We start from the raw sequence: 14,039 nt of genomic DNA, 5'->3' as shown, positions 1-14,039 counted from the left end.
GACACGGCGGCGTCCGGACGCTGACGCCGCCGGACGGCACGGCGCACGCACCCATCGGACGGCCGACGCCACACGGTAGCCGCGGGCCTCACGCCCGCGGCTACCGCCGCTCGGGGCAGGGCGGCGCGGTCCGCACAGGCTCGGGCCGGCTCGGCGCGGCCGAAGCGGCTCAGGACAGCTGGACGCGGTCCAGCAGGCCCGCGGCCGTGAAGGCGGCCACCAGCTCCTCCCGTCCCTCGGTGAAATGGGCCCAGCTGTCGAAGTGGACCGGGACGATCCGGCGAGCCCCGAGGATGCGCGCGGCCTCGGCGGCCTGGCCGCTGTCCAGGGTGAGCAGCGCCCCGTCGAGGGCCGCGGTGCGCGCGGCGCCGGCGAACAGGACGGCGGTGTCGACCGGGCCGAAGCGCTCGGCGATCTGCCGGACCAGGTCCAACGAGGCGTTGTCACCGCTGACGTAGACCGTGGGCAGCCCGTCCCCGCTCAGCACGAAGCCGACGACCTCGCCGATGACCGGCTCGCAGCCCTCGGGCCCGTGCAGCGCGGGGACCGCGGTCACGGTGACGTCCACTCCGCCGGGGACCGGCAGGACGGTGGAGTCCCAGGGGGCGAGCCCCCGCGCGGTGCCGCCCAGCCGGTCCGCGCCGCCGCGGGTGGTGAGCGTCAGCGGAACGTCGGCGAGCAGGGCGCGCCCGGAGCGGTCGAGGTTGTCCGGGTGCTGGTCGTGCGAGAGCAGAACCACGTCGATGTTGCCCAGGTCGGCGGGGGCGGCCCCGGCGGGAGCCGTCTTGGTGAGGACCCGGCCGTTGCCCAGGGGGTGGTCTCCGGGGCCGTCGAAGGTCGGGTCGGTCAGGAACGTCAGTCCGCCGTACTCGAGGAGAGCGGTCGGGCCACCGAGGACGCGGACGGGAACAGCAGCAGTCATGACAGCACACCCTCACGGAAGAAACATCACGGATAAGCGATTCGCTAACCGTGAAGTTACGGCTTCTCATGGATAGGGGCAAGGTGTACCGTGAAAGTGATGACCAGGACCGCGTCCACCGCACCCGTACCGGCCACCGCGCCAGGTGCGGAGCAGTACCCCGCCCTCGACTTCGCCGACAGCGTCGTCACCCTGCCCGGCGGACGGACCCTCGACCTGCTCGCCACCCCCGAGGACGCGGCGCGCTGGCTGACCGAGCGGAACCTCGCCCCGGCGGACACCGAACTGCGCGAGACGTGCGCCCTGCGCATGCGCTCCCTGCGCGAGCAGATCCGGGCCCTGTTCACCTCCCGGATCGACGGACGGCCCGCGCCCCAGGAGGCCCTCGCCGCCGTCAACGAGGCCCTCACCCGGGTCCCCACGGCCGCCCTCCTGCACTGGGACCCGGTGCACGGGCCGTACCGGGCCGCCCCGCATCCCACGGACCAGACCGTCGACCACGCCCTGGGCGTCCTCGCCGCGGACGCCGCCGAGCTGCTCACCGGTCCCGACGCGGCACGCCTGACCGCCTGCGGCTCGGCCCCCTGCAACCGCTACCTGCTCCGCTCCGGCCGCCGGCACTGGTGCTCGGTCCGCTGCGGCGACCGCGCCCGGGCCGCCCGCGCCTACGCCCGCCGCACGGCCGGCTGACCACTGCCACCCAGGACACGAAAAACGCCCCATGCCCGCGTTTACGCAGGTCAGAAGGGTGCGGGGAAGTGGACTCACGGGTTGCACAGGCGAATCAAACGGCGTGGCACGCCGCTTGACGTTCGGTCAGCGATGGTCGATGGGAGGCCCGTCCCCGCCACGGCCGGCCACACGCTGACGAGGCGAACCGTTCGCCGCGGAGCTTGGTCATGGCGTCGATGCCGGACGTCGGCACGCCCCTGGGCGCCGCCGCCGCAGGGCAGGACCGCCTCGACCGCAGCCGCGCCGACGGCGCACGGGAGACGGGGGACGTGTGGCCCTGCCCCATCAACGGCGCCGGGGCCGCCTCGACCGCCTCGCGTCCTCGTCCCGCCGCCGCACCCGGGCCGCAGGGGAACGCCGGGAGGGGCGCACTCCGCGCGGACCCGCGGCGAATCGAGGCCAACGCGCCGTCCGGCCCCACGCGAAAAAGCCCCTCCGAACCGACGTTTCCGCAGGTCAAAGGGGCTTTATGAGTGGAGCCTAGGGGAGTCGAACCCCTGACATCTGCCATGCAAAGACAGCGCTCTACCAACTGAGCTAAGGCCCCGCGAGAGGAGCATCCGGCCGGAGGAAGCGCCCGCCGGTCGGGTGCCGCAGACCAGAGTACCGGGTCACCCCCCGGATCTCGCAAAAAGATTGGGGGTCCCCGCGACCGACCACGCTCCGTAAGATGCTCCGCGTGGTTCGCTACAGCGAACCGCCGTACTTGGGGAAGCGATGGGGAGACGCAATGGACGCCGCACAGCAGGAAGCCACCGCCAGGGCGCGGGAACTGCAGCGGAACTGGTATGGGGAGCCGTTGGGGGCGCTCTTCCGTAAGCTCATAGACGATCTCGGGCTCAACCAGGCCCGGCTGGCGGGGGTCCTGGGGCTGTCCGCCCCGATGCTGTCGCAGCTCATGAGCGGCCAGCGCGCGAAGATCGGCAACCCGGCGGTCGTCCAGCGGGTCCAGCTGCTCCAGGAGCTGGCCGGCCAGGTGGCCGACGGCAGCGTCAGCGCGGCCGAGGCGACCGAGCGCATGGACGAGATCAAGCGCTCGCAGGGGGGCTCGGTCCTCAGCAACACCACGCAGACCACGAGCAGTTCGGGCGCCCCCACGGTCAAGCGCGTGGTCCGCGAGATCCAGTCCCTGCTCCGCTCGGTGGCCGCCGCCGGCGACATCATCGAGGCGGCGGACAGCCTCGCCCCGAGCCACCCCGAACTGGCCGAGTTCCTGCGGGTGTACGGCGCCGGCCGCACCTCCGACGCCGTCGCGCACTACCAGCACCACCAGAACTGACCCCCCGGCGAGGGGTCGCGGCGCGCGCCGCGGGAAAGGCAAGGGGGAAGACCACAGGGGGAGGAGCGACGCACAGCCATGGGTGAGGTCTTCGCCGGCCGGTACGAACTGGCCGACCCGATCGGACGCGGTGGGGTCGGCGCGGTCTGGCGCGCCTGGGACCACCGGCGCCGCCGTTACGTGGCCGCCAAGGTCCTCCAGCAGCGCGACGCCCACTCCCTGCTGCGCTTCGTCCGCGAGCAGGCGCTGCGGATCGACCACCCCCATGTGCTCGCCCCGGCCAGCTGGGCCGCCGACGACGACAAGGTCCTGTTCACCATGGACCTCGTGGCCGGCGGCTCGCTGGTCCATCTGGTCGGGGACTACGGCCCGCTGCCCCCGGCGTTCGTCTGCACCCTCCTCGACCAGTTGCTGTCAGGACTCGCCGCGGTGCACGCCGAGGGGGTGGTGCACCGCGACATCAAGCCGGCCAACGTCCTGCTGGAGGCCACCGGGACCGGCCGCCCCAGGCTGCGGCTGTCCGACTTCGGCATCGCGATGCGGCTGGGCGAACCCCGGTTGACCGAGACCAACCTCGTGGTGGGGACGCCCGGTTACCTCGCGCCCGAGCAGCTGATGGGCGCCGAACCCGACTTCCCCGCCGATCTGTTCGCCACCGGACTGGTCGCCCTCTATCTCCTCCAGGGCGCCAAGCCGGACGCCAAGGCGCTCGTGGAGTACTTCTCGGAGCACGGAACGCCGAGCGCGGCCAAGGGAGTTCCCGAGCCGCTGTGGCAGGTGGTGGCCACGCTGCTGCAACCGGACCCCGACGCCCGGTTCCGGACCGCCACGGGCGCGCGCAAGGCCCTCGCGGCGGCCGTCGAACTCCTGCCCGAGCCCGGCCCCGACGACGAGCTGATCGAGATCTTCGACCAACTCGGCCCACTGCCGCCCGGGTTCGGCCCCGAGGGCCCGCTGCGGCGGAGTCCGGGGGTGACGGTGGGGACCGGCCGGGAGCCCCGGGACGACGGAACCTCCGACACCACGGGGGCTCACGGGGTTACCGGGGACGTCGGTGACTCCGGGGATGTCGGTGGCTCCGGGGACACCGGGGATGCCTGGGACGCCGGAGGCGGTGACGGCGTCGGGGCTGACACCGGCGGGGCCTTCAGGGGCGTTCCCCGAGCCGGCTCGGCGACCGGCAGCGTGGGCGCGGCGTTACCGCCCGCGGCGACCGGGACGCCCCGCGGCACGGACACGTACGGCGGCACAAACGCGTCGTACGACGACACGGACGCGTCGTACGGCGGAACAGACGCGTCGTACGGCGGGGTCGGGCTCCCCGGCGGCACGGGCACGGGCGCGTACGGCACAGCCGGGTCCCGCGGCCGGGCCGGCGACTCGGTGGGTTCCGGTTCCGACCCGCGCCACGGCTACCGGCGGGACACGGGCTCGACGGAGTCGTTCCCGGACCACGTCGGCCACACCCCCGGGGCGCGCCGCCCCACAGCCCCGCCCGACACAAGCGGCTCCACCGACGCGGCCCACCCGCCCAACTCGCCCTACTCGACGCGCTCGCCCCACTCGACCCGCTCAAGCGACTCGACCGGTTCGCCTCGCTCGGCCGGCTCGCGCGGCCTGCCGTCCTCCCCGGACCCGTCCGACACCGGCAGCTTCCATCTGCCGCCCCCGCAGACGGCCTTCCCCGAGGCCTCCCACCGACCGGCGGCGCCGCGTACCGCCGCCCCACCCGCGCAGGCGCCCACCGCCACCCCCGCCACCCGTGCCACCGGCGCTCCCTTCGGCCCCGTGGCGCAGGCGACCGCCGGCCGGGCCCACGACCCGACGCACGCGCTGCGTCCCCCCGCACCGCGCCCGCAGGCCGACCCTGCCACCGCCTCCTACACCGCCGAGGACCCGCGTCCGCCCGCCGCGCAGCCGCCCGCCCCCACCCGGGCGGCCTCCCGGCACCGCGCCGTACGCCCCCGCCGCCCGGGCCCGCCCGCGAAAGCGGTGGTGCCGCTGCTGCTGCTGGCGCTGGCCTGCTACGCCGTCGGCTTCTGGGCGCTGAGCCGACTCTGACCCCGCCAAGAACCGGAACCCCCGAGCCGACTCCGAACCCCGCCAAGAACCAGAGCCCCCGAGCAAGAACCAGAGCCCCCGAGCAAGAACCGGAGCCCCCGGGCGGCACCGGACGAGCTACCAGGCGCCCGCCCGCCGCCGGGCGACCAGCGTCCACACCCCGAGGGCGACCAGCAGGGCGGTCCCCGCACCGATCCCGCCCACGGCGACCGCCCGCAGCGCACCGGACCCGCCCGCCGAGCCGCTTTCCGAACCGCCCGCCGAGCCGCCTTGCGGCCCGGCCCGTGTCACCGCGATCCGGTCGGCCTCCGTCACCTCGAAGCGGTTCCGCGGCTCCGACGGGCCCGCGTACCCCGGCCCCGGCCGTGCCGTACCGTCGAGCCGCACCCGCAGCGTCAGGTCGTAGGGTCCCGTGCCGAACCGGTCCGCCGTCTGGTCGGCGAGGTGGACGACGAGGTAGTAGGACCCGGCGAACCGCATGGCCTTCGCCGGGTCGGCGAAGCCGTAGCGGTTGGCGTAGGCGACGGGCGGCAGGGGCGCGAGCGCGGCGGCCGTCCGCTGCCCGGTGTAACCGGCGTACGCGTCCTCCACGTAGCCGCGCACGGGGTTGTAGAGCGACAGGGTCAGCGCGCCCTCGACGTAACCGCTGCTACCCGCGCCGGACAGTTCGGCGACCGCGTTCAGCTGCTGTCCCCAGTCGACCGGCACCCGGTAGAAGAGGGTCTGCCCGGGCCGGACCGAGGCCCGCCACACGCCGTGCCCGAGCGCGGTCGCGGTGGCGAAGCCGTTGCCGCCGGCCCGGTCCGCCGCCCGGCCGCCGACCGGCTCGGGCGTGGCCGAGTCCCAGGTCCGCGGGGCCGTCGTCGGGCCGGTCCGGTCCAGGGCCGGCTCGGTCGCGGTGGCCAGCTCCAGGGGCCAGGTGTCCGGCGAGGAGCCGTTCGCGTCGATGCGCTCGATGAGGACGTAGTACGTGCCCGCGCCCTGGCAGAGCGTGCGGCCCGGGGCGGCGTCCCGGGCGCCCCAGGCGGCGACGGGGTGCGGGCTGCGGCCCGCGCCGAAGCGGGTGGCCTGGTAGGAGCACGAACCGCCGTGGGCGTCCCGCACCGACACCCTGACGCCGTCCTCGGCCGAGACGGTGCTGCCGGCGGCGGGGACGGCGGTGGCGGAGACGTAGGCGGTGGAGGCGGCGTCGAGCTGGAGGCGGTAGTAGAGCTTGCCGTGGTGCGGCAGCGCGCTGCGGTAGGTGCGGCCGGCGTCGAGCAGCGGGGCGTCGGCAGTGGTCGCCGCCCCGGTGACGGACCGGGCGCCGCCGCCGAAGCCGTACGCCCCCGGATCCCCGGCCGCGACCGCCTGCGACCCGGCCGCCACCGCCTGCAGCCCGGCCACGACGGCCAGCAGCCCCAGCACCGCCGTGGCGGCGGCCAGGCGGAGGGCGGTGACGGCGCTGAAAGCGGTGACGGCGCCCGGCCCTAAGACGTCGCCCCTGACCCGGCGGCGACCACCCCAGCCGCGCGCCACCACCTGAACCCGTACTCGCCCCCGTACTCGCTCCCGTACCCGTACTGGTGCCGGTGGCCGGCCCGGAGCCCGCCGTGCAGCCGTAGGCCGTCCCATCCCGCGCCACCCCTCGCGTCCCGCGTCCGCTGTTCCCCGCCGTCGCCCATCCTGCCCCGGGCGTCGTTGCGCCATCCGCACATTCCGTACGGGCGTCCGAACCGTACGTCTCACGAGACGTCCCCTACCCCGCGTGTCCCCGCCCCGCAACACGGGACGCGGCGCCGGGCCTGGCGCCCGTCGGAGTGCGTACGCAACGCAAAACCCCGACCGCTGCGGCGGTCGGGGTCTGTTCAGTACCGGATGTCGGGTGGTTCAGGAACCCGTGGGCACGGAGTCGGTCGCCTCCGTCCACAGGTCCTGCTCGGCGCGATCGGCCTGGATCTGGCGGTACACAAGGAGCCCGCCGATGGCGGCCAGTGCGACCAGGAGAAGCTTCTTCACCGCGCGACCTCGTCTTTCGTTGACGTAGGGGACCTCTGGCGCCCGACTATACACACCGGCCGATATCGATCGGTGACCTGCGTCGGCCCTCAACTGCCGGGTGCGCGAGGCCGCTAGGACACGGCGGACGAAGGGTGATCACCCCCTCACGGAACGCGACTTTGCCCGCCCTCCTCCCGTCTGCGCACCTTTTCGCCCCGCATGCCTCCATCCGAGTGGTGTTCATCCGAAGATCGCGGCGCCACGGGCGTCGGTCCACCACTTCGCGGTCCACATACACATCATGAGCAAAGTACGCAAATCGCCCAACCCGAAAGTGAGGGGCCATGGACCAGCACAAGATCATGAAGTTGTGGACCGCCATCGTCACCGCCTTCCTCGCGCTCTGCACGGCGCTCGGACTCATCACCACGACCGCCGGCGCGGCCTCCGCCGCCCCCAAGACCGGGACGGCGCCCAACAGCTCCACCCGGCTCCCGGCGCAGACGACGGCATCCACCTGGTCCAGAAGCCAAGCCCGGCACGCCCGGTCACTGCCCCCCACGATGAAACAGCGGATCCGGGCCGAGGCCCACGGAAAGTCCCCCAGCTGCCGGCACCGCGCGGAGAACGAGACGGCGTCGCTCACCACCGAGACCGAATACACCGCCGCCGAACCACCGGCCCGGCCCACGATCCCGCTGCAACGCTGACAGAACCGGCCCGGCCCACGCCGGAGCCACCACCCGAACCTCATGAGACAACGGCGGACTGCGTACAGCACACCACCGAAACCCAGAAGATCCCCGGTCGGCGCCGACCGGGGATCTTCTGTCGTTCCCGCACATCCACAAGCCCCACACCCGCACCCGTACCGGCGCCCGGCAAGGACGCACGGACCCCCGGCCCCGTCACAGGCGATCACCCCTCTCCCCCTGGCCCTCACAGCTCACAGGACGCCCGTTCCCCTGAGCCCGCGCCCACAGGCCCACCCTCACACCCCCGCAGGCCCGACAGAACCCGGCATAACCGCAACCGCAGACCCGCCCTCGCACAGTTCCCCGGGCCCAAATCCCCCGACACACGAGAGAACCCCCGGACCAAGTGGTCCGGGGGTTCTTTCACAACTGTGGGGCTAACAGGATTTGAACCTGTGGCCTCATCCTTATCAGGGATGCGCTCTAACCAACTGAGCTATAGCCCCGCCGCGCTCTGCGGTGTGTGTCCCGCGCGCTGACTCCTGAAGATTAGCGCACGAGGGCGGCAGTCCCAAAATCGGTTGTCGGGAGGGCGTCCCACGGGCGTCGGCCCTGGTCAAAAGCGCCGGGCGGGCAGCCGGGCGCCCGGCCGGCGGTCAGCCGGCGGTCAGCCGGCGGTCAGCCGGCGGTCAGCCAGCGGTCAGCCAGCGGTCAGCGCGTCCTCACTCGTCCTCGGCCAGCGTCAGCTCGATGCCGCCGACGAAGCCCGCCGAGAGGTTGTAGATGAACGCGCCGAGCGTCGCCAGCGCCGTCGCCAGGATGACGTCGATGACCGAGATGATCACCGCGAACATCAGGACGTGCGGCAGGGACAGGAAGGACTGCAGGTCGAAGCCGTTCGAGTCGTTGGACCCGGTGGCCTCCGAGATCGTCCCGCCGACCGTCGAGAACACGCCCATCGCGTTCATGACCATCCACAGCACCGCGGACGCGACGACCGTGCAGATGCCGAGCGCGATGGAGAGCAGGAAGCTGACCTTCATCACCGACCACGGGTCGGCCTTGGCCACCCGCAGCCGGGCCTTGCGGGTGCGCGGCGTGGTCCGGGCGCCGGTGCGCGGGCGGCGCACGGTGCCGGTGCGGTCCGCGGGCCCGCCGGCGGCCGGGTAGGCCTGCGGCGGGTGGTACGGCTCCGACGACTGCTGCGGCTGCCGCTCGCCCGGCAGCGGCGAGCCGGGCCGGCCGGCGCCGGGCTGGGTCTGGCGGCCTCGGGTGTCCGTCACCGTTCCCCCCTGGGGTCCGTGAGAGTCGGGCGAGTGCTGCTCTGCCGCCGACGGCTTGATCGGCTTCAGGTTGGTCGTGTGCGGGTCGGTCGCACGCGCGGCGGAGCCACGGCCGCCGTCCGTTTCCGTACCCGTGGAGGTACCGGTCGATCCGGCGCCCGTGGCTCCGCTCACGATGACTCTTCTCCTCGTGCTACTCGGCCGAGGGCGCCTCACCCTCGTCCGTGCCGTCCGTCGCGACACCCTCGGCGGTCTCGTCCACGGCCACGTCGCCGTCGACTTCCTCCGCCTCGCGTCCCGCCTCGGCGTTACGTGCGATGCCGACCACGGCATCGCGCTTGCCCAGGTTGATCAGTTGGACGCCCATGGTGTCACGGCCCGTCTCCCTGACCTCGTTGACTCGCGTACGAATCACACCGCCCGAGAGTGTGATGGCGAGGATCTCGTCGGTCTCCTCGACCACCAGCGCGCCGACCAGCTCACCGCGGTCCTCCACGATCTTGGCGGCCTTGATGCCGAGGCCGCCGCGGCCCTGGACGCGGTACTCGTCGACCCGGGTCCGCTTGGCGTACCCACCGTCAGTGGCAGTGAACACGAACGTACCGGGTCGCACCACATTCATCGAGAGGAGTTCGTCCCCCTCGCGGAAGCTCATGCCCTTGACGCCCGAGGTCGCACGGCCCATCGGGCGCAGCGTGTCGTCCGAGGCGGTGAACCTGATGGATTGGGCCTTCTTGCTGATCAGCAGCAGATCGTCGTCCGCCGAGACCAGCTCCGCGCCGATCAGCTCGTCGTCGGTGCCGTCCTCCCGCTCGCGCAGGTTGATGGCGATGACACCGCCGGAGCGCGGCGAATCGTAATCCTTCAGAGGCGTCTTCTTGACCAAGCCGGCCTTGGTGGCCAGCACCAGGTACGGCACCGCCTCGTAGTCGCGGATGGCCCGGATCTGGGCGATCGACTCGTCCGGCTGGAAGGCCAGCAGGTTGGCGACGTGCTGGCCGCGCGCGTCCCGGCCGGCGTCGGGCAGCTCGTAGGCCTTGGCGCGGTAGACCCGTCCCTTGTTGGTGAAGAACAGCAGCCAGTGGTGCGTGGTGGAGACGAAGAAGTGGTCGACGATGTCGTCTTCCTTCAGCTTCGTGCCCCGCACGCCCTTGCCGCCGCGCTTCTGGGCGCGGTAGTCGTCGGTCTTGGTCCGCTTGATGTAGCCGCCGCGGGTGACCGTGACGACGATGTCCTCCTCGGCGATCAGGTCCTCGATGGACATGTCGCCCTCGTAGGGGATCAGCTTCGTCTTGCGGTCGTCGCCGTACTTCTCGACGATCGCGGCCAGCTCGGCGCTGACGATGCCCCGCTGGCGGACCGGGGAGGCGAGGATCTCGTTGTACTCGTTGATCTTCGCCTGCAGCTCGTCGTGCTCCTGCACGATCTTCTGGCGCTCCAGGGCGGCCAGCCGGCGCAGCTGCATCTCGAGGATGGCGTTGGCCTGGATCTCGTCGATCTCCAGCAGGCCCATCAGGCCCCCGCGCGCGACGTCGACGGTCTCGCTGCGCCGGATCAGCGCGATGACCTCGTCGATGGCGTCCAGGGCCTTGAGCAGGCCGCGCAGGATGTGGGCGCGCTCCTCGGCCTTGCGCAGCCGGAAGCGGGTCCGGCGCACGATGACCTCGATCTGGTGCGTCACCCAGTGGCGGATGAACGCGTCCAGCGAGAGGGTGCGCGGCACGCCGTCGACCAGGGCCAGCATGTTGGCGCCGAAGTTGGTCTGCAGGTCGGTGTGCTTGTAGAGGTTGTTCAGGACGACCTTGGCGACCGCGTCCCGCTTGAGGACGATCACCAGGCGCTGGCCGGTGCGCGAGGAGGTCTCGTCGCGGACGTCGGCGATGCCGCCGATCTTGCCGTCCTTCACCAGGTCGGCGATCTTCTGCGCGAGGTTGTCCGGGTTGACCTGGTACGGCAGCTCGGTGACCACCAGGCACTGGCGGTTCTGGATCTCCTCGACCTCGACGACCGCGCGCATCGTGATGGAGCCGCGCCCGGTGCGGTACGCCTCCTCGATGCCCTTGCGGCCGACGACGAGCGCGCCGGTCGGGAAGTCGGGGCCCTTGATGCGCTCGATGAGCGCGTCCAGGAGCTCCTCGTGCGAGGCCTCCGGGTTCTCCAGGTACCACTGGGCGCCGGCGGCGACCTCGCGCAGGTTGTGCGGCGGGATGTTGGTCGCCATGCCGACCGCGATGCCGGCCGAGCCGTTGATCAGCAGGTTCGGGAAGCGGGCGGGCAGGACGGTCGGCTCCTGGGAGCGGCCGTCGTAGTTGTCCGTGAAGTCGACGGTCTCCTCGTCGATGTCGCGGACCATCTCCATCGACAGCGGCGCGAGCTTGCACTCGGTGTACCGCATGGCCGCCGCCGGGTCGTTGCCCGGGGAGCCGAAGTTGCCGTTGGAGTCCACCAGCGGCATCCGCATCGACCACGGCTGGGCGAGGCGCACCAGGGCGTCGTAGATCGAGGAGTCGCCGTGCGGGTGGTAGTTGCCCATGACGTCGCCGACGACGCGGGCGCACTTGTAGAAGCCGCGCTCGGGGCGGTAGCCGCCGTCGTACATGGCGTACAGCACGCGGCGGTGGACGGGCTTGAGGCCGTCCCGCACGTCCGGCAGCGCTCGCGAGACGATGACGGACATCGCGTAGTCGAGGTACGAACGCTGCATCTCCGTCTCGAGCCCGACGGGCTCGACGCGCATGGCGAGTTCGCCGCCCTGTTCAGGGGTGACTGGAGTGTTCTCGTCGGCCATTGCTGGTGAGGATCCTTCCTGGTGCGGTCAGCTGAGACCGACTCAGATGTCGAGGAAGCGGACGTCCTTGGCGTTGCGCTGGATGAACTGGCGGCGGGCCTCGACGTCCTCGCCCATCAGGACCGAGAACAGGTCGTCGGCCTGCGCGGCGTCGTCGAGGGTGACCTGGCCGAGGACCCGGTGCTCCTGGTCCATGGTGGTCACGCGCAGCTCCTCGGCGTTCATCTCGCCGAGACCCTTGAAGCGCTGGATCGAGTCCTCGCGGATGCGCTTGCCGCGCTGGCGGCCCATCTCGATCAGCGCGTCGCGCTCGCGGTCGGAGTAGGCGTACTCGATGTCGTCCCGGCCCCACTTGATCTTGTAGAGCGGGGGACGGGAGAGGTACACGTGCCCGGCCTCGACCAGCGGCCGCATGAAGCGGAACAGGAAGGTCAGCAGCAGGGTGCTGATGTGCTGGCCGTCGACGTCGGCGTCCGCCATCAGGATGATCTTGTGATAGCGGAGCTTCTCGATGTCGAAGTCCTCGTGCACGCCGGTGCCGAACGCGGAGATCAGCGCCTGGATCTCCTGGTTCTGCAGGATCTTGTCGATCCTGGCCTTCTCGACGTTGAGGATCTTGCCGCGGATCGGGAGGATCGCCTGGTACTCCGGGTTGCGGCCGGACTTGGCCGAGCCGCCGGCGGAGTCGCCCTCGACGATGAAGATCTCGCACTTGGTGGGGTCGTTCGACTGGCAGTCGGAGAGCTTGCCCGGCAGGGAGGCGGACTCCAGCAGGCCCTTGCGGCGGGTGAGGTCGCGGGCCTTGCGGGCCGCCACGCGCGCGGTGGCCGCCTGGATGCCCTTGCGGATGATGTCCGCGGCCTCGACCGGGTTGCGGTCCAGCCAGTCGTTCAGGTGTTCGTAGACCGCCTTCTGGACGAAGGTCTTCGCCTCCGTGTTGCCCAGCTTGGTCTTGGTCTGGCCCTCGAACTGCGGCTCGCTCAGCTTGACCGAGATGATCGCGGTCAGGCCCTCGCGGATGTCGTCGCCCGTGAGGTTGTCGTCCTTGTCGCGCAGCAGCTTCTTGTCGCGCGCGTACTTGTTGATCAGGCTGGTGAGAGCCGCGCGGAAGCCCTCCTCGTGGGTGCCGCCCTCGTGCGTGTGGATGATGTTCGCGAAGGAGTACACGCCCTCGCTGTAACCACCGTTCCACTGCATCGCGACCTCAAGGGACAGGCTCTTGTCCTTGTCCTCGGCCTCCAGGTCGATCACGGTGGGGTGCACCACGTCTCCCTTGCGGGAGTTGAGGTACTTCACGAAGTCGACGATGCCGCCCTCGTAGTGGTACGTGACGGACTTGACCTCGTCCGTCTCGTCGGCGCCCGCCTCGTCCGCGCCGGAGGTGGCCTTGGCCGACTCGCGCTCGTCGGTGAGCCGGATCGTCAGGCCCTTGTTGAGGAACGCCATCTCCTGGAAGCGCCGCGACAGCGTCTCGAAGGAGTACTCGGTGGTCTCGAAGATGTCCGGGTCGGCCCAGAAGGTGACCGAGGTGCCGGTCTCGGCCGTCTCCTCGTGCCGCGCCAGGGGGGCCGTCGGGACGCCCATCTTGTAGTCCTGCGTCCAGCGGTACCCGTCGGTCCTGACCTCGACGGAGACCTTCGAGGACAGCGCGTTCACCACGGAGACGCCCACGCCGTGCAGACCGCCGGAGACCGCGTAGCCGCCGCCCCCGAACTTGCCGCCCGCGTGCAGCACCGTCAGCACGACCTCGACGGCCGGCTTGCCCTCGGAGGGAACGATGCCCACCGGGATGCCGCGGCCGTTGTCGACGACGCGGACGCCGCCGTCGGCGAGGATCGTCACGTCGATGGTGTCCGCGTGGCCGGCCAGCGCCTCGTCGACGGAGTTGTCGACGACCTCGTACACGAGGTGGTGCAGTCCTCGCTCACCGGTCGAGCCGATGTACATACCGGGTCGCTTGCGGACCGCGTCCAGACCCTCGAGGACGGTGATGGCACTGGCGTCGTACGAGGCCGTGACCTCACCACTGGAGGCGGCGGCACCGTTCTCGCCGGCGTCGGTGGACGGGATGTTCTCGTTGGGGTTGCCGGAATCGGCCACGAAGCGCCCTTTCTGGCACAGCACGAGCCGGGCTCGGCGGCAGGTTGCCGGAGCGGCTGCGGCATGTTGCGTTGGTAAGCCTTGATCAGCCTTGATCAGCGTTGCTCAGCTTTTCCCGGACGGTCCCCACGTTCGGGGCGGGATTGTCTTCCAGTCTACCGGTAGCGCCGACAGTGATGGGGGTTTGCGGGCACCTGAG

10 protein-coding genes and 2 tRNA genes are annotated in these 14,039 nt (G+C 71.6%); 4 read left to right on the top strand and 8 right to left on the bottom strand.

What is annotated here, in order from left to right:
- Positions 1–169: 169 nt before the first annotated feature.
- Entirely contained in the window at positions 170–922 is a 753-nt protein-coding gene (locus K7787_RS08380) for an MBL fold metallo-hydrolase (protein WP_169438311.1), read from the bottom strand.
- Positions 923–1,021: 99 nt separating this feature from the next.
- Here K7787_RS08380 and K7787_RS08375 point away from each other — a divergent pair, with 99 nt between their 5' ends.
- The gene (locus K7787_RS08375; RefSeq protein ID WP_169438310.1) at positions 1,022–1,612 is read left to right on the top strand and encodes a CGNR zinc finger domain-containing protein; all 591 of its coding nucleotides are present in this window, start codon (positions 1,022–1,024) and stop codon (positions 1,610–1,612) included.
- A gap of 516 nt (positions 1,613–2,128) precedes the next feature.
- Here the strand turns inward: K7787_RS08375 and K7787_RS08370 are convergent.
- Positions 2,129–2,201, bottom strand: a tRNA-Ala gene (locus tag K7787_RS08370).
- Positions 2,202–2,384: 183 nt separating this feature from the next.
- Between K7787_RS08370 and K7787_RS08365 the strand changes: the two genes are divergently transcribed.
- Positions 2,385–2,933 (top strand): helix-turn-helix domain-containing protein, encoded by a 549-nt coding sequence (locus K7787_RS08365; RefSeq protein ID WP_009189601.1) that lies wholly within the window; start codon positions 2,385–2,387, stop codon positions 2,931–2,933.
- A gap of 78 nt (positions 2,934–3,011) precedes the next feature.
- Complete coding sequence (locus K7787_RS08360) at positions 3,012–4,994, top strand: serine/threonine-protein kinase (protein ID WP_223000982.1); 1,983 nt, start codon at positions 3,012–3,014, stop codon at positions 4,992–4,994.
- 117 nt (positions 4,995–5,111) lie between these two features.
- Here K7787_RS08360 and K7787_RS08355 read toward each other — a convergent pair whose 3' ends face one another.
- Both K7787_RS08355 and K7787_RS08350 read right to left on the bottom strand, forming a co-directional pair.
- Positions 5,112–6,515 (bottom strand): hypothetical protein, encoded by a 1,404-nt coding sequence (locus tag K7787_RS08355; protein ID WP_223000981.1) that lies wholly within the window; start codon positions 6,513–6,515, stop codon positions 5,112–5,114.
- A 348-nt stretch (positions 6,516–6,863) separates the two neighbouring features.
- Positions 6,864–6,992 carry a DLW-39 family protein gene (locus K7787_RS08350; RefSeq protein ID WP_003999697.1) on the bottom strand — a complete coding sequence of 43 codons (129 nt, stop codon included), beginning with the start codon at positions 6,990–6,992 and terminating at the stop codon, positions 6,864–6,866.
- Positions 6,993–7,318: 326 nt separating this feature from the next.
- Between K7787_RS08350 and K7787_RS08345 the strand changes: the two genes are divergently transcribed.
- Positions 7,319–7,684 (top strand): DUF6344 domain-containing protein, encoded by a 366-nt coding sequence (locus K7787_RS08345; RefSeq protein WP_009189597.1) that lies wholly within the window; start codon positions 7,319–7,321, stop codon positions 7,682–7,684.
- Positions 7,685–8,101: 417 nt separating this feature from the next.
- Here K7787_RS08345 and K7787_RS08340 read toward each other — a convergent pair.
- The 4 genes from K7787_RS08340 to gyrB all read right to left on the bottom strand — a co-directional run bounded on the left by K7787_RS08340 (position 8,102) and on the right by gyrB (position 13,840).
- Positions 8,102–8,175: transfer RNA gene (locus K7787_RS08340), tRNA-Ile, on the bottom strand.
- Between the two features lie 216 nt (positions 8,176–8,391).
- Positions 8,392–9,126, bottom strand: a complete 735-nt coding sequence (locus tag K7787_RS08335) for a DUF3566 domain-containing protein (protein ID WP_019981311.1) — start codon at positions 9,124–9,126, stop codon at positions 8,392–8,394.
- A gap of 19 nt (positions 9,127–9,145) precedes the next feature.
- Positions 9,146–11,740 (bottom strand): DNA gyrase subunit A, encoded by a 2,595-nt coding sequence (gyrA, locus tag K7787_RS08330; RefSeq protein WP_019981312.1) that lies wholly within the window; start codon positions 11,738–11,740, stop codon positions 9,146–9,148.
- A gap of 42 nt (positions 11,741–11,782) precedes the next feature.
- Positions 11,783–13,840, bottom strand: coding sequence for a DNA topoisomerase (ATP-hydrolyzing) subunit B (gene gyrB, locus K7787_RS08325; RefSeq protein WP_019981313.1), 2,058 nt, complete (start codon positions 13,838–13,840; stop codon positions 11,783–11,785).
- Between the last annotated feature and the right edge of the window lie 199 nt (positions 13,841–14,039).

This window comes from Streptomyces sennicomposti (assembly GCF_019890635.1).
Lineage (GTDB): Bacteria > Actinomycetota > Actinomycetes > Streptomycetales > Streptomycetaceae > Streptomyces > Streptomyces sennicomposti.
The sequence above is the reverse complement of the archived record's forward strand: the minus strand, read 5'-3'. Positions and strand labels throughout refer to the sequence as shown.

Bases quoted from the DNA above. Each gene is read 5' to 3' on its own strand.
- K7787_RS08380 (WP_169438311.1), bottom strand. From the start codon at position 922: ATGACTGCTGCTGTTCCCGTCCGCGTCCTCGGTGGCCCGACCGCTCTC.
- K7787_RS08375 (WP_169438310.1), top strand. From the start codon at position 1,022: ATGACCAGGACCGCGTCCACCGCACCCGTACCGGCCACCGCGCCAGGT.
- K7787_RS08365 (WP_009189601.1), top strand. From the start codon at position 2,385: ATGGACGCCGCACAGCAGGAAGCCACCGCCAGGGCGCGGGAACTGCAG.
- K7787_RS08360 (WP_223000982.1), top strand. From the start codon at position 3,012: ATGGGTGAGGTCTTCGCCGGCCGGTACGAACTGGCCGACCCGATCGGA.
- K7787_RS08345 (WP_009189597.1), top strand. From the start codon at position 7,319: ATGGACCAGCACAAGATCATGAAGTTGTGGACCGCCATCGTCACCGCC.
- gyrA (WP_019981312.1), bottom strand. From the start codon at position 11,740: ATGGCCGACGAGAACACTCCAGTCACCCCTGAACAGGGCGGCGAACTC.